Origin of the sequence: Bacillus sp. FSL L8-0152, assembly GCF_038006365.1 — a bacterium.
Classification (GTDB): Bacteria; Bacillota; Bacilli; order Bacillales; family Bacillaceae_G; genus Bacillus_A; species Bacillus_A cereus.
In genome coordinates this window covers 5,173,959-5,193,232 of record NZ_JBBOVB010000001.1, presented here as the reverse complement: position 1 = coordinate 5,193,232, position 19,274 = coordinate 5,173,959, and the positions used below count along the sequence as shown (strand labels likewise).

Below are 19,274 nucleotides of genomic sequence, written 5' to 3'. Positions count from 1 at the left end.
CTGTTTTTTTATGTTAAAATTGTTCACCTGTCATAAGTGACATGAAATGTTTGAAGAAGCGGTTATAATCAAAATCAATTGCTATTTGATGACTCGGCCAATCAATAAATGGTTTAGGTTCTCCTAAAGAGCGAAATTCTCCAATGCTTGCCCCCTGCGCATAAGATTCTGTCATGATAACGATAGGTGATTTGTGATAGGTAAACATAGAGTTATCAAGTAAAGCGAGTATTGACATTGTGTCATGGAAGGGGCTGCCCTTTAAATGTGGTAGGGCGTCTTTATAATATCCGTAGTAATAATGATCGAATAACGGTTTGACAAGTGGGGCTTTTCCTTTTGCCTCAATGTATTCGGCCATTTCTGGTGTAATGATGGAATATTGGGTGACGTTTAATGGGTATATGTACATGTTAGCTGCGGATTGAAGGACTATATTAGCTGCAGTAGGATCGCCATAAAAGTTTGCTTCGGAAATAGGGGTAACATTACCAGGATGTAAAAAGGTACCGCCCATTACGTAGTAAGATTTAACTTGCTCCATTAATTGTTTACATACGATAAATAAAATTGCTAGGGAGGTAAGTCTTCCTAAGCTCACAATAATTAATTCATCTTTATACTGTTCAATAAGAGGAATAACTTCAAAAAAATTCTCCATTTCTTCGTTAGTTACATTCACCTTTGGAATAATTGGCCCGAGCCCTTGTTTCCCGTGTACATCTGTAAAAAAAGCAGGAGGAGCACCAGTAATTGGACGTTCTGATCCACCAAAGATTTTGATATTTCTACCCTTTACTTCGCTTGTAAGAAAATGAGCATTTTCTACGGCCATTTTTTTTGGAACATTGCCGTAATCAGCAACGATACCGACGATTTCTATTTCATTGATAAAGAATGCTAAGAGGAGAGCCATCGTATCATCAATCCCAGGATCACAAAAAATGAGAACTTTTTTGGGCATATGTTCACCACCTATCTTGTTTATCCCGTACAAACCCGCTTGGTGAGGAATGATCAATGGGGATGAGGAAACCCTCAATGATTAAAGTTTCACTTTATATATATGTAAGTTTAAGGATAAAAAGATTATTTTATTGAAATAACAGTCTTATAAATTCAGAAAATAAAAACTTTTTATATTAGGTCAAGGTTTTTGACGTAATTTTCATTTGGAAATGCAGTCATATCAAGGTTGTAAGCGTATAACATCGGCTTTTTTTGCTGTCAAGTTGATAAATTGCAGCTTTTTACAATTTATACTATGATAAAGATATTAACAGAAGATCGTATAAACATGAGGGATGATGAACATGAAATTTACAAAGATTCTTGTCCAAATTGCTGCTCTTTACGTGTTTTATATGGTTGGAACTTGGGTGCAAGAAATGTTAAACATTCCAATCCCAGGAAGTTTGATTGGGATGTTCCTCTTACTTGTTTTACTTAGCCTAAAAGTTCTTCCAGTGAAATGGTTCGATTTAGGAGCAGAAACACTCGTTGCTATTATGCCGTTTTTATTAATTCCGCCAACGCTTGGCCTAATGAATTACGGTGCTTTTTTTATGAGTAAAGGAATTTCTCTTTTCATTACAGTTGTAGCGAGTACGTTTTTAATTATTATTGTCGCAGGACATACAGGACAATATCTTGCGAATAGGAAGGAAAGAGAGTCGCGATGAGCCAAATATTAATCGGAATCGGTTGGGTTCTTTTTACGGTGCTATTATATCAATTATCTAAAAAAATCTATAAATTATTTCCAACACCATTCACCATTCCAATGCTTGTAGCAACAGGATTAATGGCTTTCCTATTTATCGTGCTTGATATACCATATCAACATTATATGGAAAGTGGTGGTGGCTGGATTGCAAAGCTACTTGGACCCGGTGTTGTAGCATTTGCAATTCCTCTTTATAAACAACGTCATGTTCTGCAAAAATATGTTGTACCGATTGCTGGTGGGGTATTAGTAGGTACAACAGTTGCAATCGCTAGTGATTTTGCCATTGCTTCACTTATGGGAACAGATAAAAGCTTAATCTTATCGTCTTTACCAAAATCGGTGACAATGCCAGTTGCGATGAGCGTTTCTGAACAAGTTGGTGGTGTACCTTCCTTAACAGCAGCTTTCGTTGTTATCGCAGGTATTACTGGAACAATTACAGGACCTCTCTTGTTGAAATGGAGCCGTGTTACAAACTCAGTTGGTAAAGGTATCGGATTTGGATGTGCTTCTCATATTATGGGTGTTATGAGAGCGATGAAAAATAACGAACATGAAGGTGTTATTGGATCGGTAACAATGACATTAACAGCAATTTTGACATGTTTACTTGGACCGTTATTTGCAATGATGTTTATGTAATAGAAGAAAAGCGAGGGCAATTCTATAGCTCTCGCTTTTCTATAGGATTTATGCTACAGTTACAATAACTGAATCTTTGTAGGAGGTACGCCAAGTGCATACGTTATTATCCGTTTTACTTATTACTGTATCGATTTTAATGATTGTTATGGTACTTATGCAGTCTAGTAATAGCTCAGGCCTTTCAGGTGCAATTTCAGGCGGTGCAGAGCAATTATTTGGTAAGCAAAAAGCACGTGGAATTGAAGCAGTATTAAACCGTATTACAATTGTTTTAGCTGTATTGTTCTTTGTATTAACAATTGCTGTTACGTACTTAAACTTATAGAATTGAAAGAAGAAGCGTTAGTAAGATGTACTAATGGTTCTTCTTTTTTGTTTTGCCATTTGAAAGATGTTTCTAATTAGATTATAGAAATGTAAATATGGTACACTAGATATAGAAAGAATACGACTAGATTACAGAAGAGAAAGAGGAGAAGTACATGATGAAATTAGCATCTCCGAAACCATTTACATTTGAGGGTGGAGACCGCGCTGTTTTATTACTACATGGATTCACAGGGAACTCAGCTGATGTACGTATGTTAGGGCGTTTCTTAGAAAAGAAAGGCTATACTTGTCATGCGCCAATTTATAAAGGGCACGGTGTACCACCAGAAGAGCTTGTTCATACAGGCCCTACAGATTGGTGGCAAGATGTAACGGAGGCATATCAGCTTTTAAAAGATAAAGGTTTTGAGAAAATTGCTGTTGTTGGATTGTCACTTGGCGGCGTATTTTCTTTAAAATTAGGTTATACAGTACCGGTTTTAGGTGTAGTACCAATGTGTGCACCGATGTATATTAAGAGCGAAGAAACGATGTACCAAGGTATATTGGCATATGCCCGCGAATATAAAAAACGTGAGCAAAAATCACCAGAACAAATTGAACAAGAAATGTTGGAATTCCAAAAGACACCGATGAATACATTAAAAGCATTACAACAATTAATTGCTGACGTACGTAACAATGTGGATATGATTTATGCACCAACATTTGTTGTACAAGCACGTCATGACGAAATGATTAATACAGATAGTGCTAACATTATTTATAACGGTGTAGAATCTACGTTAAAAGACATTAAATGGTATGAAGACTCTACGCATGTCATTACACTTGATAAACAACGTGACGAGCTACATGAGGATGTATATAACTTCTTGGAGCAACTAGATTGGTAAGATCTAGTTGCCTCTTTTTTTCATAAGGAATTTTTTGTGAAAACTGTAAAAATCATAAGGGGAGTATTGAAGTTTCGCTTTATACATCCCCTATCTTTCGGATACACTAAATAATATAAGGTTTTAAAGGAGGTATTTTTGCTTGGAAGAAATTACACAAGAACATATTGATAAGTTGTTATTATTTATGAGAGAAGAAGCGTATAAACCGCTAACGATACAAGAGTTAGAAGAGGCATTTGGAATTGAAGGTTCTGAGGGCTTTAAAGATTTTGTAAAGGCACTTGTAATGATGGAAGAGAAGGGACTTGTTATTCGTACACGTAGCAACCGTTACGGTCTTCCTGAAAAGATGAATTTAGTAAGAGGTAAGTTAATTGGACATGCACGGGGCTTTGCATTCGTTGTACCAGACGAGAAGAAAACGGGAGACGATGATCTTTTCATCCCTCCTACAGAATTAAACGGTGCACTTCATGGCGATACAGTATTAGCACGACTTAGTTCTCAATCGAGCGGTTCACGTCAAGAAGGTTCAATTGTACGCATTTTAGAGCGTGGAACGAAAGAACTTGTTGGTACATATACAGAATCGAAAAACTTTGGCTTTGTTATACCTGACAATAAGCGCTGGACGAGTGATATCTTTATCTTGAAAAGTGCATCAATGGGTGCTGTAGAAGGTCATAAGGTAGTTGTGAAAATTACGAGCTACCCAGAAAACCGTTTAAGTGCAGAAGGTGAAGTTATTCAAATTCTAGGTCATAAAAATGATCCAGGAGTAGATATTTTATCTGTCATTCATAAACATCATTTACCTTTAGCATTCCCTGAAGAAGTGATGGAGCATGCAAACAGTGTACCAGAAACGATTTCAGAAGAAGATTTAAAAGATCGCCGTGATTTACGTGATCAAATGATCGTAACGATTGATGGTGCAGATGCGAAAGATTTAGATGACGCTGTTACAGTAACGAAGCTTGAGAACGGCAATTACAAGCTAGGCGTTCACATTGCGGATGTAAGTCATTACGTTCAAGAAGGTTCTCCAATTGATGTAGAAGCAGCGGAAAGAGCGACAAGTGTGTATCTTGTTGACCGTGTAATTCCAATGATTCCACATCGTCTATCTAACGGTATTTGCTCATTAAATCCGAAAGTAGACCGTCTGACATTATCTTGTGAAATGGAAATCAACAACTTAGGTGATGTTGTTAAACACGAGATTTTCCAAAGTGTGATTAAAACGACAGAGCGTATGACGTATGCTGACGTAAGAAGCATTTTAGAAGATGAGGACGAAGAGTTAATTAAGCGTTATGAGCCATTAGTACCGATGTTTAAAGAGATGGGGCAATTGGCACAAATTCTACGTGAAAAACGTATGCGCCGTGGTGCAATTGACTTTGACTTTAAAGAAGCGAAAGTATTAGTAGATGAAGAAGGAAAACCGACTGATGTTGTTATGCGCGATCGCTCTGTATCAGAGAAGTTAATTGAAGAATTTATGCTTGTTGCGAATGAAACAGTAGCAGAGCACTTCCACTGGATGAACGTACCGTTTATGTACCGTGTCCATGAAGATCCGAAAGAAGATAAGCTTGAGCGTTTCTTCGAGTTTGTAACGAACTTCGGATATGCGGTAAAAGGACGTGCGAATGAAGTGCACCCTCGTGCGCTGCAACAAATTCTTGAAATGGTTCAAGGACAGCCAGAAGAAGTAGTTATTTCAACAGTTATGCTTCGTTCTATGAAGCAAGCTCGTTACGATGCGGATAGTTTAGGACATTTCGGTTTATCAACTGAGTTCTACACACATTTCACATCACCAATTCGTCGTTACCCAGATACAATTGTTCATAGATTAATTCGTGAATACATTATTAATGGTAAAGTCGACAATGAAACGCAAGCAAAGTGGCGTGAAAAATTACCTGAGATTGCAGAGCACTCTTCTAATATGGAACGCCGTGCTGTTGAAGCAGAGCGTGAAACAGATGAGATGAAAAAAGCAGAGTATATGGTTGATAAGATCGGTGAAGAGTATGACGGTATGATTAGCTCTGTAACAAACTTCGGTTTATTCGTAGAGCTTCCAAATACAATCGAAGGTCTTGTACACGTTAGTTATTTAACGGATGATTACTACCGTTATGACGAGCAGCATTTCGCTATGATCGGAGAGCGTACAGGAAACGTATTCCGCATCGGTGACGAAATTACAATTCGCGTTATTAACGTAAATAAAGACGAGCGTGCAATCGACTTTGAAATCGTTGGTATGAAAGGCACACCTCGCCGTAAGTTCAAAGATCGTCCAGTCGTTATCGAGCAGCCAAGAACAGGCAGAAAGAAACGCGGTGGACGTAGCGAGCGCAGTAATGAGCGTGGCGGTGAACGTGGCACAGGTAGAAAATTTGATCGTGGTGGCAAAGGTAAAAGTACAGGAAGAGGATCAGCATCAGCAACAGCATCTACGTCCGGTAGTCAGCCAGGGAAAAAAGATGGTAACGGCAAGAAGAAAAAAGGATTTTTCGAAAACGTACCAGGATTCAAGAAGAAAAAGAAAAAGCGTAAGTAAGAAAAGAGTGGCTTCGCTTTGATGAAAAGCGGGGCTTTTTCTTTTTTTATTGGTGGCTTGAGAGCGAGCCACTTTCGCTTTTTATGGAATCTAGCTACAGTGGCTAGAATCTGTGGGCCATTTCACTCCCTCGCACGAAGCAAAAAGCGCTTCTCTGTCGGGAGTTCCAATGTCCAAAGATTCTGAGCGAGCCACTTTCGCTTTTTATTAACATTTGTTACAATAGTAAAAATAGAGGAGGGACGTTATATGCCAAAAGGTACAGGTAAGGTTATTGCACAAAATAAAAAAGCGTTTCATGATTATTTCATCGAAGAAACATACGAAGCAGGGCTTGTCCTTCAAGGAACGGAAATTAAGTCGATTCGCGCTGGTCGCGTGAACTTGAAAGATGCGTTTGCACGTGTACATAATGGTGAAGTATGGGTTCATAATATGCACATTAATACATACGAACAAGGGAATCGTTTCAACCATGATCCACTTCGTACGAGAAAGTTACTTCTTCATAAAAAAGAAATTGATAAGCTAGCGGGCGCTGCAAAAGAAACAGGTTACGCATTAGTTCCACTTAGAATCTATTTGAAAAATGGATTTGCAAAAATGGCACTTGGTTTAGCAAAAGGTAAGAAACAATACGATAAACGTCACGATTTAAAAGAGAAAGAAGCAAAACGTGAAATTGCACGCGTGTTCCGTGATCGCCAAAAGATGTAATACAGATATTTACATTTGTAAAACGGCGCGCGTATGATATAATAACTTATGTAAGGTTGTTGCACATTGAAAAACAGCTCTTAGTAGCTATCACGATATTTTCTTCGTATGCTCCATTTTTATCATGGGGACGTTACGGATTCGACAGGGATAGTTCGAGCTTAGGTTGCGAGTCGAGGGGATCGGCCTCGTTAAAACGTCAAAGCCTATAATTGGCAAACAAAACAATCTTTCTTTAGCTGCTTAATTGCACTAAAGGTTCCTCCCTCCATCGTCCATGTGGTAGGGTAAGGGACTCAAACTAAGTGGACTACGCCGGAGTTCGCCGTCTGAGGGCGAAGGAAGAGAACAATCAGACTAGCAACTTGGAAGCCTGTCGATAGGCCGAAGAGTTCGCGAAATGCTAATATATCGACTACACTCGTAGAAGCTTAAGTGCCGATATTTTTGGACGTGGGTTCGACTCCCACCGTCTCCACCAATACATATTTGGTGGTTTTTTTATTTTTATGATATGAACCATAACTTTGCCAGCTTGGCGAGGTTATGGTTCTTTTTGTTTGTGGCAAATTTATGGTTCTAAAAATAGAATGTATCTAATTTCTTGGTTCTTTCAATTACATCATCAATGCATCTTGTGTGTTATCCCTTAATTATCACAATTTTATCCAGTAAAAGCCCGATTGGTGAGGACTGATAATCAGTGGGGGATAAACATCTCTATCCAATCAATACTTCGCTTTATTCGAATCTTCATATGTTTTGTGTTTTTATCCATACCTATTGTAAGATTATATAGAGTTCTCCTAATAAACTGTTTTAATGGATTATTTAGGAGTTTTAAATTTATAAATCTTAAATTGTTTTTTGGGGATAATTTTTTATCTAAATAAGTTATATTGAAGTAGAGGTGAACCATCGGTGAAGCAGGTGTTGGTGATTAAAAATGAACGGTCTTCAGCAAAGAAAATCGTAAGCGGTTTAACGCAAGAAGGTTACTTCATTTTAAAACTTCACAATGAAAACGAAGGTTTAAATATAATATATGAACAAGATTGGGATATTATCATATTGGATTGGGATTCATTAAGTATATCTGGACCAGAAATTTGCAGACAAATACGACTTGTTAAAACCACACCGATAATTATTGTGACCGACAATATTTCTAGTAAGGATTGCATAGCAGGGCTACAAGCAGGAGCAGATGATTATATAAGAAAACCATTTGTGAAAGAAGAATTAGTAGCAAGGGTTCAAGCAATTTTAAGGAGAAGTGACTATATCCAGCAAAATGAGATGAAATTTTTTCAGTTTAAAGATCTCTTTGTTGATGCATCTAGCAATATTGTGAAAAAAGGTGGCGAAAATCTCTCACTTACTAAGCGCGAGTATGATTTACTTGTATTTTTAATCAAAAACAAAAACACAATATTGAGCCGTGAGATGCTTTTGAATCAAGTTTGGGGATATAACGTAGTAGTAAATCCAAATGTAGTAGATTTATATATTGGGTATGTAAGAAAAAAGTTAAAGTGCGAGAAGAAAGACAGATATATTCAAACGATACATGGCAGAGGCTATTCAATGATTGACTGATAAAAATAAGATAATAAAAAAATGAGTAAAACTATTTCATTCGGTTTTACTCATTTTTTTATTAAATATGATAATCAAATAGTTTCTTAGAAGTATTAAAAGACGTAAAAAAATGGATTATGAAAATATTAGCTATTAATGAGCGTGTTTTGTAGAGGAAATCATGGTTAATCAACACGCCTGACGTCACATATTACTTTTTATGTCTGATTTTATGAATTCACACCATTCACAAGATTTTCACAGAATTAATGACTATACTAATTAACAGGATGTTCAAATGAAAATGATTATCAATAGCGATTCAATTGAATAAAAGTTACCTTCTAATTCAATCTATGGATGTCATCATTTTCGAAATAAATCACACTATAAGGAGTATACATATGAAAAAATCTATGCTTTTAAAATTAGTGAGTATTCTAGCAGTTTTCACTTTAATGTTAGTAGCTTGCTCAGATTCAAGTAAAGAAACTTCGAAGGCTAATAATAAAGATAATGGTAGTGATAAGCCAAAAACGGTTGAAATCACTGATGCTCATGGAACTGTTAAAGTCCCTGTAAACCCAAAGAATGTAGTTGCTTTGGATAACAGAACTTTTGAAACTTTATCTGATTGGGGAATTAAATTAGCGGCTGCTCCAAAGGATATCATGCCTGCTGATTCAGCATATAAAAAGGATGAAAAAGTTCAAAATATTGGGAATCACCGTGAACCAAATCTTGAAATTATTGCAGCGGCAAACCCTGACCTTGTAATCGTTGGTCAAAGATTTGCTGACCATTACGAAGAAATCAAAAAATTAGTACCAAATGCAGCAGTTATTGATCTTAATTTTGATGTCTCTGAGAAAGCTACTAAGCCTGGCGAAAACTTAGTAAAAGGACTTAAAGATTCTACAGTTACTTTAGGAAAAATCTTTAATAAAGATAAAGAAGCTAAACAATTAGTAGCTGATTTTGATAAATCTATTGAAAAAGCAAAATCTGCTTATAACGGAAAAGATAAAGTTATGAGTGTTATCGTTACTGGTGGTAATATTGGTTTTGCTGCTCCACATTCTGGTCGTGTTTGGGGACCAATGTATGAAATTTTCGGTTGGACTCCAGCGTTAGAAGTTTCAAATTCTACTGCAGGTCATAAAGGTGATGACGTTTCTGTTGAAGCTATTGCACAAACAAATCCTGATTGGATTTTCGTATTAGATCGTGATGCTGCAACATCTGATGCAGCTAAGTCAACACCTGCTAAGGATGTTATTTCTAAATCACCTGCTCTTCAAAACACAACTGCTGTTTCTAAAAAACAAGTTATTTATGCACCAGAAGATACTTACACAAATGAATCAATTCAAACTTATATAGAGTTATTTGGAAATATGGCAAAAACTTTAGCTAAGTAGTGTAAAGGGGTACGAAACAGTGTCAAAAAATATGATTTCTAGGGTTGAGAATATTTCTCAACCCCAGTTTTATAATCAAAATAAAATATGGACAAAACCTTTTATAATAGCAGTTATAGTTGTTATAATTTTAGGGATTATATCACTGTTTACTGGAGTTTATGATATACGTGGACAAGAGGACGGGACAGAGATGTTTTTCATAACTCGTGTTCCGAGAACAGCTGCATTAATGCTTACTGGAGCTGCGATGGCGATGGCAGGGCTCGTAATGCAACTCATTACACAGAATCGCTTTGTTGAACCTACTACAACGGGGACTATTGAATGGTCAGGCTTAGGCCTGCTTTTTGTGTATTTATTATTTCCTGCCCCGACTTTAGTTCAAAGAATGACTGGTGCAATCATTTTTTCTTTTATAGGAACTATGATTTTCTTTCTATTTTTAAGAAGAGTTAAGCTTCGTTCGTCTTTAATTGTTCCGATTATTGGATTGATGCTTGGAGCAGTAATTTCTGCAGTGTCTACTTTTTTAGGACTCCTTTTTCAAAAGACGCAAAGTATTGAAACTTGGTTTGTAGGTTCATTTGCTAACATTCAGGTGGGAAGATATGAATATTTATGGCTGATTGTTATCATTACTTTTCTTATTTTTATGTATGCTAATAGATTGACTTTAGCTGGACTAGGAGAAGATGTCGCAACAAGTCTTGGAGTTAATTACAATAGAATTGTTCTTTTTGGGACTGCTCTTATCTCTGTTGCAGTTGGAATTGTTGCAGCTGTTATCGGACACTTACCTTTCTTAGGATTAATTGTGCCAAATATCGTTTCAATGTTTAGAGGTGATGATCTTAGGAGTAATTTACCTTGGGTTTGTGTGATCGGAATGGGATCAATAACTGCCTGTGACATCATTTCTCGAACAATTATACAGCCTTTTGAATTACCTGTTTCTTTAATACTTGCAACAGTGGGAGCAGTCGTGTTTATTACTATTTTATTGAGACAAAGAAAACCAAGGAGGCTACGATGATCACATTAGAATATAGAAAAAAAGAAAATGTCGAAATCGATTCTAGCCTTCATAATGAAAGTAGATCAGCTAGCGCTTTTCGGTCTAAGAAGGAAGCAAGACGTTATTGGATTTTACTGATAACATTGATTGCTTTAGGTCTTCTTTCTTCATATGGACTTTTAGTTTATAACAATCCAGTTCCGATAGATTCACCTTCTTTTATCCCAGTCGTTAAGAGAAGGATAGTAGCTATTGTTGCAATGATTATTGCTGCGGTTTGCCATAGCTTGTCGACAGTTGCTTTCCAATCTATTACGAATAATAAAATTATTACTCCTTCACTTTTAGGTTTCGAATCACTTTATTCAGCAATTCAAACGAGTACAGTATTCTTCTTTGGTGCAAGTGCGTTAATAAATTTTAATGGAATTGGATCATTTTTATTCCAAGTTGTTGTTATGGTCTTCATGAGTTTGATACTTTATGGATGGTTACTTTCCGGTAAATACGGGAATTTACAACTTATGCTTTTAGTTGGAATTATTATTGGTACCGGGCTAAATTCTGTGTCAACTTTCATGAGAAAACTACTTGCGCCTTCAGAATTTGATATTTTACAAGCAAGATTATTTGGTTCTGTTAATCATGCAGATCCTGCATATTTTCCTATTGTAATTCCTATGATCATAATTGTAGCGGTATTAATTTTTGCTCATTCTAAGAATTTGAATGTTTTGTCACTAGGAAAAGATGTTGCTACTTCTTTTGGAGTTAAATACCAACCTAGTGTAATTTATACGCTTGTATTAGTAGCTATTTTAATGTCCATTTCAACAGCTCTAATTGGGCCACTTACTTTCTACGGCTTTTTAGTGGCAACTTTGAGTTATCAGGCAGCGTCAACTTATGATCATAGATATATTTTTCCGATGGCTTTTGCTATAGGATTTTTAATAATGACGAGCGCATACTTTTTAATGTATCATGTATTCCATGCTCAAGGTGTAGTTTCAGTTATTATTGAATTATTCGGTGGAATCATATTCTTAACTATAGTTTTAAGGAAGAGGGCTTTATGATAAAAATTGATAATGTTAAAAAGTTCTATACTGATAAGGTAAAAATAGGACCTTTGGATATTGAAATACCAAAAGCAGGCTTTACTTCTTTAATTGGACCAAATGGCGCTGGAAAGTCAACGACACTTTTGATGATTGGCAGACTTTTAGATATGGATGAAGGTCAAATTCAGGTAGCAAATATGGATGTTTCTGAATCCAAATCAAAAGACTTAGCAAAAGTTTTGACTATATTGCGACAAGAAAATCATTTTGTAACTAGGCTTACTGTGAGACAACTAGTTGGATTTGGGCGCTTTCCTTATTCAAAGGGAAGATTGACTAAAGAAGATGAGGCTATCATCTCTAAATATATCGATTTCTTAGATTTAACTAGTTTAGAGAATAGATATTTAGATGAGCTTTCTGGTGGTCAAAGACAAAGGGCATATGTAGCGATGGTATTGTGCCAAGAGACTGAATATGTACTTTTGGACGAACCTTTGAACAACCTTGATGTTGCTCGTTCTGTTCAAATGATGGAGCATTTAAGACGTGCAGCTAATGAATTTGGAAGAACAATTTTGACTGTCATGCATGACATAAATTTTGCAGCTAAATACTCGGATAAAATTTGTGCTATGAAAGATGGACAAATTGCTGCTTTTGGAACAGTAGAAGAAGTTATGGACCCAACACTTTTGACAGATATTTTTGAAACAAAAATAGAGATTATTAATGGTCCTTATGGGCCAATCGCTGTTTATTAGTTATAAAATGTCTTGCGTAGATTATGCAAGACACTCTAGTTGAAGTTGCTGTCTGTATTTTATAGGCAGCAGCTTTTTTTATGTGATTACTCATAAAATGCAAAAGAATGCTTCACCTTTTCAAGTATGTACCAAGTGGAAAAAATATCTCTGTATAATTTTTCAAAAGAATTCAGCTTGTTTTTTGTATATGTAATATTGCATATCAGAGTGTATTGATAAAAGTGTAAGAGGTCACTATAATGAGGGCATAAAGATAAATCACATTTTCGTAGCAATAAAAAGGAGGAAATAATATGGAAATCGCAATGGCAGTTTTAAAATTTGTAGGTGGCGTAATCCCGTTAATTCAAGAACTTTTAAAAGCATTTATGTAAGTTTATTAGTTAGCTATCATTTATCAATCATTATCATATTTTACTAAAAAAAGAACGGGGTGATTTTTCTGAATATTAAGAAAAACACTAAAAGAAGAAAGTTCCTTACATGTTTATTAGTTAGTCTATGCACTATTAATTATTCATCTATTTCCTTCGCAGAAACACAAGCAAGTAATGTAACTGATGTAACCAAAAATGCTAGTGGCATTAATACTGGTATAGCAAATCTTAAATATAATAATCAAGAGGTTTTAGCTGTAAATGGTGATAAAGTAGAAAGTTTTGTTCCGAAAGAAAGTATTAATTCAAATGGTAAATTTGTAGTAGTGGAACGCGAGAAAAAATCACTTACAACGTCACCAGTCGATATTTCAATTATTGATTCTGTAGTGAATCGTACGTATCCAGGAGCTGTACAACTTGCAAATAAAGCTTTTGCAGACAATCAACCAAGTTTATTAGTGGCTAAGAGAAAGCCTTTGAATATTAGTATAGACTTACCGGGCATGAGAAAAGAAAATACAATCACTGTCCAAAATCCGACATATGGTAATGTAGCTGGAGCAGTAGACGATTTAGTATCTACTTGGAATGAAAAGTATTCTACAACACATACGTTACCTGCAAGAATGCAGTATACGGAATCTATGGTTTATAGTAAATCACAAATCGCAAGCGCTCTTAATGTTAACGCTAAATATCTTGATAACAGTCTAAACATTGATTTTAATGCGGTTGCAAATGGAGAGAAAAAAGTGATGGTAGCGGCGTATAAGCAAATATTTTATACGGTAAGTGCTGAACTACCTAACAATCCATCCGACCTTTTTGATAATAGCGTTACTTTTGACGAGTTAACTCGAAAAGGCGTAAGTAATTCGGCTCCACCTGTTATGGTTTCAAATGTAGCTTATGGTAGAACGATTTATGTAAAATTAGAAACAACATCTAAGAGCAAAGATGTACAAGCTGCTTTTAAAGCCTTACTTAAGAATAACAGCGTTGAAACAAGTGGACAGTATAAAGATATTTTTGAAGAAAGTACCTTTACTGCTGTAGTATTAGGCGGAGATGCGAAAGAGCATAACAAGGTTGTTACTAAAGATTTCAATGAAATCCGAAATATTATTAAAGATAATGCTGAATTAAGTCTTAAAAATCCAGCATACCCAATTTCATATACAAGTACTTTCTTAAAAGATAATGCAACTGCTGCTGTTCATAACAATACAGATTATATTGAGACGACAACTACAGAATATTCAAGTGCTAAAATGACACTTGATCATTACGGTGCTTACGTTGCTCAATTTGATGTATCTTGGGATGAATTCACATTTGATCAAAAGGGTAACGAAGTACTAACACATAAAACGTGGGATGGTAGTGGAAAAGACAAAACGGCTCATTACTCTACAGTTATCCCTCTTCCACCGAATTCAAAAAATATAAAAATTGTAGCAAGAGAATGTACAGGTCTTGCATGGGAATGGTGGAGAACAATTATTAATGAACAAAACGTTCCATTAACAAATGAAATAAAAGTTTCAATTGGAGGAACAACATTATACCCAACAGCTAGTATTAGTCATTAAGTATAAAAAAGCGCCCTATAAGTAGGGCGCTTTTTACTCTTTCCAAAATTGTTCTAATAGAATGACAAGCATGGTACCCACAAGTAAGCCATTACTTAAAACATATTGTAAGGAAGAAGGAATTCCGCTAAATGCACTTTCTGGAAGAAACAATATTCCTAAACTGATTAATAATGAAATTCCTAATATAGTTAATCGGCGTTGATTTACTGCTTCACGTAAAATGGATTGAAATGAAATGCCTATTACTTGGACAAATGTTGCTAAAAGTGCAGCATTAGCAATAGGTCCTGGTAGCAAGGATATAAAGTTTACAATTGAGGGAATAAAAGAAATTCCTGCTAATATAAGACTTGCTATAAGGAACGACTTCACTTTTCTTTGTCCTGTTAGTTTGATAAATCCTGCTGATGCAGGTAATGGTACAATTCCAATTGTAGAGAACAACGACGAGATAATATGTGATATACCTCCGACCCATACACCACGGTTCAGTGTTTGCTTTTCATTTTCTTTAGATAATGGAGCCACTTGTTTTACAGCCGAAATAGCAGCGATTGTATTTGCAACTAAAAGAAATGTAAATAAAGTTGCAGTTAGAGTCATTCCAATATCGAATCTAGGTGTGCCCCAAGCAAATATCTCTGGTAACTTAACTAGCGTTGTGTGCGAAGGGATATGAGATGATTTTCCTAATACTGCATACAAAAGCCAACCGCATGAGATTCCAAGTAATACAGCGTAACTTTTCATCCATCCTTTCCCTTTAATTGATAAGAAAGTAATAAGGGCAAAAACAAAGAGAGCAATAGTAGCTGTTGTATAGTCAGGATGGGTTGCAGATCCTTGTAATCCTATCATTCCTTTTAGTAACACACCACTAAGCTGAAGTGCTAAGATTAAAAGAAAAGTTCCTGTAACTAAAGGGGTAAATAAACGTAAGATTCGATGAATAAGTCCTGTGATACCAAGAATGAAGAGTAATATACCTGCAATAATTAACCCACCTTCTAAAAGTTGCAACACGTCTTTTGCACTTTGTCCCTGATGCATAGCGATTTGTCCCAATATGACAAATATACTTACCCATGAACCGGCTGGCCCGTCCGCAATGGGGTAACGATGCCCAAACCACGCTTGTAGAAACGAACTTACTCCCACGACTAAAAAAGTCCGCTGCATTAATGTTGAGACATCCTCTATTGGTAAATGGAATATGCCACCAATAATTATAGGTAATGCAATTGCATTTGCTAATAGAAACACAAACCATTGTAGAATATTAAAGCTCGTATCAAAGCATTTTTTATTCATATTATTCTCCTTTGCCGAAAAAGAATCTCATATTAAAAATCCATCCTTTCTACATAGTTAGATTAAAAAGGATGGATTTTATAAATCTATAAAATCAATTTAATGATATAGATAGATTTTTAATTAATTACCATGCACGAAATGGTAAGAATTTACCGTTAAGTGTAATCACGATACGAGGATCGCCACCTTTTGGATCTTCTTGTGTATCCACACCCAAGTTGAAGTTAATTGCACTCATTACACCTTCGCCGGCTTTTTCTAAGATTAATTCTCTAATAGTTGGTGCATATTGTAACATCATTTCATATAAACGATATGCAATCGGGTCCGTAGGAGGCATTTCCATTACTTGGCCGCGAAGTGGAACTACTGTTAATGCTTGAACTACTTCTTCATTTAATTCTAATAGTTTACCAATTTTTTCTGCTTCTGGACGTGTCATTGTAGCTTGTCCTAATAACGCTGTTACAACCCAAGTCTCAGAGTTTTCACTTACTTTTGCAATTTCTTCCCAAGTTAACCCTTTTTTAATTTTTGCCGCTAAAATTTTTTGCGTAGCTTCTTGTCTATTCATATCTAATACTTGTTTTTTCATATCTCATAACTTCCCTTCATATACGTGATAATTATTATTTTGTTTTACTATTTAACGCTTTATATCCATCAACCACTACATCTAATTTACCTGTGTGAGGGTCAATAACTAAACCATGTACAGGAACATCTTTTGGGATAAGTGGATGATTTCTTACTAAATCAACATTAGCTTGCGTTGAGTCGCAAACATCATCGAATCCGAATAACCATTTTTCAAGGTCAATACCAGCATATTCAATCGCTGATAAAATTTCTGATGAAGCTACTCCGCGATCTAATATTTTTTGAAGTGTTCCTTTTGGATTCGTTTGGCTCGCGCCACATCTATGGTGTCCAATAAGGAAGATTTCATCTGCATTTAAATCGTATACTGACGCTACAACACTTTGCATAACACTATCGAAAGCAGAAGCAATTTTACCACCTGCATTTCTGATAACTTTTGCATCACCATCGTGTATATCTAAAGCTTTTGGAAGTAGCTCAATTAAACGAGCATCCATGCAAGAAACAACAACCATACGTTTTTTAGGCATTTTTGTCGCTTCACGAGGAGCGTATTCCTTATTTTCTACAAAATGTTCATTGAACGATAGAATTTCTTGTAATAACATATTTGTAACCTCCTTTAAATCTAGATGTATTTTTTTGTTGTGTCCTCTGTGTTATAAGTAAATATAGCTGATAAATAATGTGATGTAAGAGGATAAACTAAGTATAGTGAATTGTATCGATAAGCAGAATAAGTTGGCGAAACACTTTCGGGCTTTTTACTTTCACGGTGAAAGGATTGGTTTATATCATTGATCAAACAGATTTTGAGATACTGAAATTATTAGGAGAAAACTCAAGAATACAATGGAAAGAACTTGGACAAAAAATACATATGACGGGGCAAGCTGTAGGAAATCGAATTCGAAGATTAGAGGATTTAGGGATTATTGAACAGTATACAATTGCAATAAACCGAATCAAATTAGGACAAGTAGTGACTGCATTTGTTACTTTGTTCGTAACAACAGCTAATCACCAAGAGTTTATGAATTTCTTTCAAGGAGAAGAAGGGATTTCTGAAGTACACCGTATAAGTGGTGAGGGGTGTTATTTATTAAAAACACATTTTGCTTCCAACGAAGACTTAGATAACTTTCTAGGACGACTATTAAAATATGGGAACTATCGTGTTAACTTATCAATAGGAAAGTTGAAATAAGGTTTCTTTTCTTTGGAGGAGATAGTAACATTATTTGCTAAACTTTATTTGTATAGAGATAATGAAGTCGTTTAATGTTTATCTTAAATAGTCAGAGCCTTACTACAATTTATGTGTAGTAAGGCTTTTTAAAGTTGTTATATTCAACAATTAAGCTGAAGAGTTGTGGGTGGATATGAGAAGATTTCTTTCAAGAGAATCGTAAATGATTTTGTCTTAAGAAAGATCCTGCAACTCAGTACAGGATCTTTAATCAAACGTTTTTAAAAACTAAATTGTGGTTTCATATCACCTTTATAAGGTTCATGTTCAACGAATATAGTTATATCCTTACCAGCTTGGTCTTTACCAGTTCTTTTATACGTAAATTTATTCTTATTTAGTTCAGTAAGCTCAAGAGCAGCACCGTATTTATTATTTCCAATGGAAACATGGGCTCTTATTTTATTTTCGTGTACAACATCGAAGTAGCCATAATCACCGCGGCTTTGACCTGTTTCGCTATTGAAGAACTCATATTTATTAGATTTGTCATCAAATTTTGCTAAACTTATAAAATTCGAATTAAACTGTGTTACATCGTTACCAGCTTCGTCTAATACCTTTGTTCCGTGCCAAAGGGTACCGCCTAAAATTTTATCTCCATCAACGTTTTTAACAATATCGCCTGTAGTCGTGTTCAGCTGCTTGTCCGGATCAGTGAAAGAAAGTTCTTTTTCTTTATATGGGACATGTTCAACGAAAACTTCTACATCTTTACCGTTAGCGTCTTTCCCCGTTCGTTTGTAAGTAAATACATTTTTGTTTAGTTTTGTCATGTCAACGACAGCTTGATACTTCATTGATTCTGAAATTAATATTCTCTTCTTCCCATCATTTGTGACAAAGAAAGTTCCTTTATCGCCACGACTTGCACCTGTTTTAGCATCAAAAAATTCATATCTGCCTGACTTCGCATCATATTTTGCAAGACCAATGAAGTTTGCATTCTCTTTTGTTAAGTCATTCTTATCTTTGTCATACACTCGTGAACCTTGCCAATTTGTCTCGCTAAGAATATTAGCCATTTTTTGCCCTTTAGTTAATTTATTTTCCTTTTTTGTTTCTTTAGCAACTTGTTCTTGTTTTTGTTTCCCATGATTTTCTTCAGCTTTAGTACCAGCACACCCTGTTAATGCTAATGTGAATCCGAGCAGTATGGATGATAGTGCTTTTGTTTTTTTGTTCATGTTTTATCGTCTCCTTATTTTATGATTTCAAGTAGTACGGTTAGCGATTATAGTAGCGGTGCGTCATATATGAACTTAGTCGCTACGTTTCTTATGTTAATACCCGACTATAAACTGCCTCTAAATAAAACATTAAAAAAAGATAAACTAATTCCTAAAAAATGTTCATATTTATAAAAAATCGCTAGATTGCTGTA

The 19,274-nt window shown here is 35.5% G+C and carries 18 protein-coding genes and 1 other RNA gene; 14 read left to right on the top strand and 5 right to left on the bottom strand.

Annotated features, from left to right (window positions below):
- Nucleotides 1-13: 13 nt before the first annotated feature.
- Complete coding sequence (locus MHH27_RS26460) at nt 14-964, bottom strand: nucleoside hydrolase (protein ID WP_340944598.1); 951 nt, start codon at nt 962-964, stop codon at nt 14-16.
- Nucleotides 965-1,313: 349 nt separating this feature from the next.
- Here MHH27_RS26460 and MHH27_RS26455 point away from each other — a divergent pair, with 349 nt between their 5' ends.
- The 13 genes from MHH27_RS26455 to alo all read left to right on the top strand — a co-directional run bounded on the left by MHH27_RS26455 (nt 1,314) and on the right by alo (nt 14,721).
- Complete coding sequence (locus MHH27_RS26455; RefSeq protein WP_000673222.1) at nt 1,314-1,682, top strand: CidA/LrgA family holin-like protein; 369 nt, start codon at nt 1,314-1,316, stop codon at nt 1,680-1,682.
- Entirely contained in the window at nt 1,679-2,371 is a 693-nt protein-coding gene (locus tag MHH27_RS26450) for an LrgB family protein (RefSeq protein ID WP_000078304.1), read from the top strand. Before MHH27_RS26455 ends, MHH27_RS26450 begins: the two co-directional genes overlap by 4 nt.
- 94 nt (nt 2,372-2,465) lie before the next feature.
- Nucleotides 2,466-2,699 (top strand): preprotein translocase subunit SecG, encoded by a 234-nt coding sequence (secG, locus tag MHH27_RS26445; protein ID WP_000557266.1) that lies wholly within the window; start codon nt 2,466-2,468, stop codon nt 2,697-2,699.
- 160 nt (nt 2,700-2,859) lie between these two features.
- Nucleotides 2,860-3,600 (top strand): carboxylesterase, encoded by a 741-nt coding sequence (gene estA, locus MHH27_RS26440; RefSeq protein WP_000761986.1) that lies wholly within the window; start codon nt 2,860-2,862, stop codon nt 3,598-3,600.
- A 142-nt stretch (nt 3,601-3,742) separates the two neighbouring features.
- Complete coding sequence (gene rnr, locus MHH27_RS26435; protein WP_097821543.1) at nt 3,743-6,181, top strand: ribonuclease R; 2,439 nt, start codon at nt 3,743-3,745, stop codon at nt 6,179-6,181.
- A gap of 249 nt (nt 6,182-6,430) precedes the next feature.
- A complete protein-coding gene (smpB, locus tag MHH27_RS26430; RefSeq protein WP_001123920.1) occupies nt 6,431-6,898 on the top strand; it encodes an SsrA-binding protein in 468 nt (155 codons plus the stop codon).
- A 126-nt stretch (nt 6,899-7,024) separates the two neighbouring features.
- Nucleotides 7,025-7,379: a transfer-messenger RNA gene (gene ssrA, locus MHH27_RS26425) on the top strand.
- Between the two features lie 440 nt (nt 7,380-7,819).
- A complete protein-coding gene (locus tag MHH27_RS26420) occupies nt 7,820-8,497 on the top strand; it encodes a response regulator transcription factor (RefSeq protein ID WP_053563383.1) in 678 nt (225 codons plus the stop codon).
- A gap of 386 nt (nt 8,498-8,883) precedes the next feature.
- Nucleotides 8,884-9,900: a siderophore ABC transporter substrate-binding protein gene (locus MHH27_RS26415; protein WP_000749447.1), complete on the top strand. Its 1,017-nt coding sequence runs from the start codon at nt 8,884-8,886 to the stop codon at nt 9,898-9,900.
- Nucleotides 9,901-9,919: 19 nt separating this feature from the next.
- Nucleotides 9,920-10,936: an ABC transporter permease gene (locus tag MHH27_RS26410; protein WP_000042077.1), complete on the top strand. Its 1,017-nt coding sequence runs from the start codon at nt 9,920-9,922 to the stop codon at nt 10,934-10,936.
- The gene (locus MHH27_RS26405) at nt 10,933-11,997 is read left to right on the top strand and encodes an iron chelate uptake ABC transporter family permease subunit (RefSeq protein WP_000631245.1); all 1,065 of its coding nucleotides are present in this window, start codon (nt 10,933-10,935) and stop codon (nt 11,995-11,997) included. Before MHH27_RS26410 ends, MHH27_RS26405 begins: the two co-directional genes overlap by 4 nt.
- On the top strand, nt 11,994-12,746 hold the full coding sequence (locus MHH27_RS26400; RefSeq protein ID WP_000590061.1) for an iron ABC transporter ATP-binding protein: 753 nt from the start codon (nt 11,994-11,996) through the stop codon (nt 12,744-12,746). The genes MHH27_RS26405 and MHH27_RS26400 overlap by 4 nt, the downstream gene beginning before the upstream one ends.
- A 436-nt stretch (nt 12,747-13,182) precedes the next feature.
- The gene (alo, locus tag MHH27_RS26395) at nt 13,183-14,721 is read left to right on the top strand and encodes an anthrolysin O/cereolysin O family cholesterol-dependent cytolysin Alo (protein WP_000576745.1); all 1,539 of its coding nucleotides are present in this window, start codon (nt 13,183-13,185) and stop codon (nt 14,719-14,721) included.
- 33 nt (nt 14,722-14,754) lie between these two features.
- Here alo and MHH27_RS26390 read toward each other — a convergent pair whose 3' ends face one another.
- From MHH27_RS26390 to MHH27_RS26380, 3 genes are all read right to left on the bottom strand, one after another.
- A complete protein-coding gene (locus MHH27_RS26390) occupies nt 14,755-16,035 on the bottom strand; it encodes a purine/pyrimidine permease (protein WP_098566802.1) in 1,281 nt (426 codons plus the stop codon).
- 127 nt (nt 16,036-16,162) lie between these two features.
- Nucleotides 16,163-16,612 carry a cyanase gene (cynS, locus tag MHH27_RS26385; protein ID WP_097924611.1) on the bottom strand — a complete coding sequence of 150 codons (450 nt, stop codon included), beginning with the start codon at nt 16,610-16,612 and terminating at the stop codon, nt 16,163-16,165.
- Between the two features lie 55 nt (nt 16,613-16,667).
- A complete protein-coding gene (locus MHH27_RS26380; RefSeq protein WP_000926482.1) occupies nt 16,668-17,249 on the bottom strand; it encodes a beta-class carbonic anhydrase in 582 nt (193 codons plus the stop codon).
- Nucleotides 17,250-17,416: 167 nt separating this feature from the next.
- Here MHH27_RS26380 and MHH27_RS26375 point away from each other — a divergent pair, with 167 nt between their 5' ends.
- Nucleotides 17,417-17,848, top strand: a complete 432-nt coding sequence (locus tag MHH27_RS26375) for an Lrp/AsnC family transcriptional regulator (protein ID WP_002008929.1) — start codon at nt 17,417-17,419, stop codon at nt 17,846-17,848.
- A gap of 263 nt (nt 17,849-18,111) precedes the next feature.
- Here MHH27_RS26375 and MHH27_RS26370 read toward each other — a convergent pair whose 3' ends face one another.
- Nucleotides 18,112-19,077: a DUF4822 domain-containing protein gene (locus MHH27_RS26370; RefSeq protein ID WP_097821532.1), complete on the bottom strand. Its 966-nt coding sequence runs from the start codon at nt 19,075-19,077 to the stop codon at nt 18,112-18,114.
- Between the last annotated feature and the right edge of the window lie 197 nt (nt 19,078-19,274).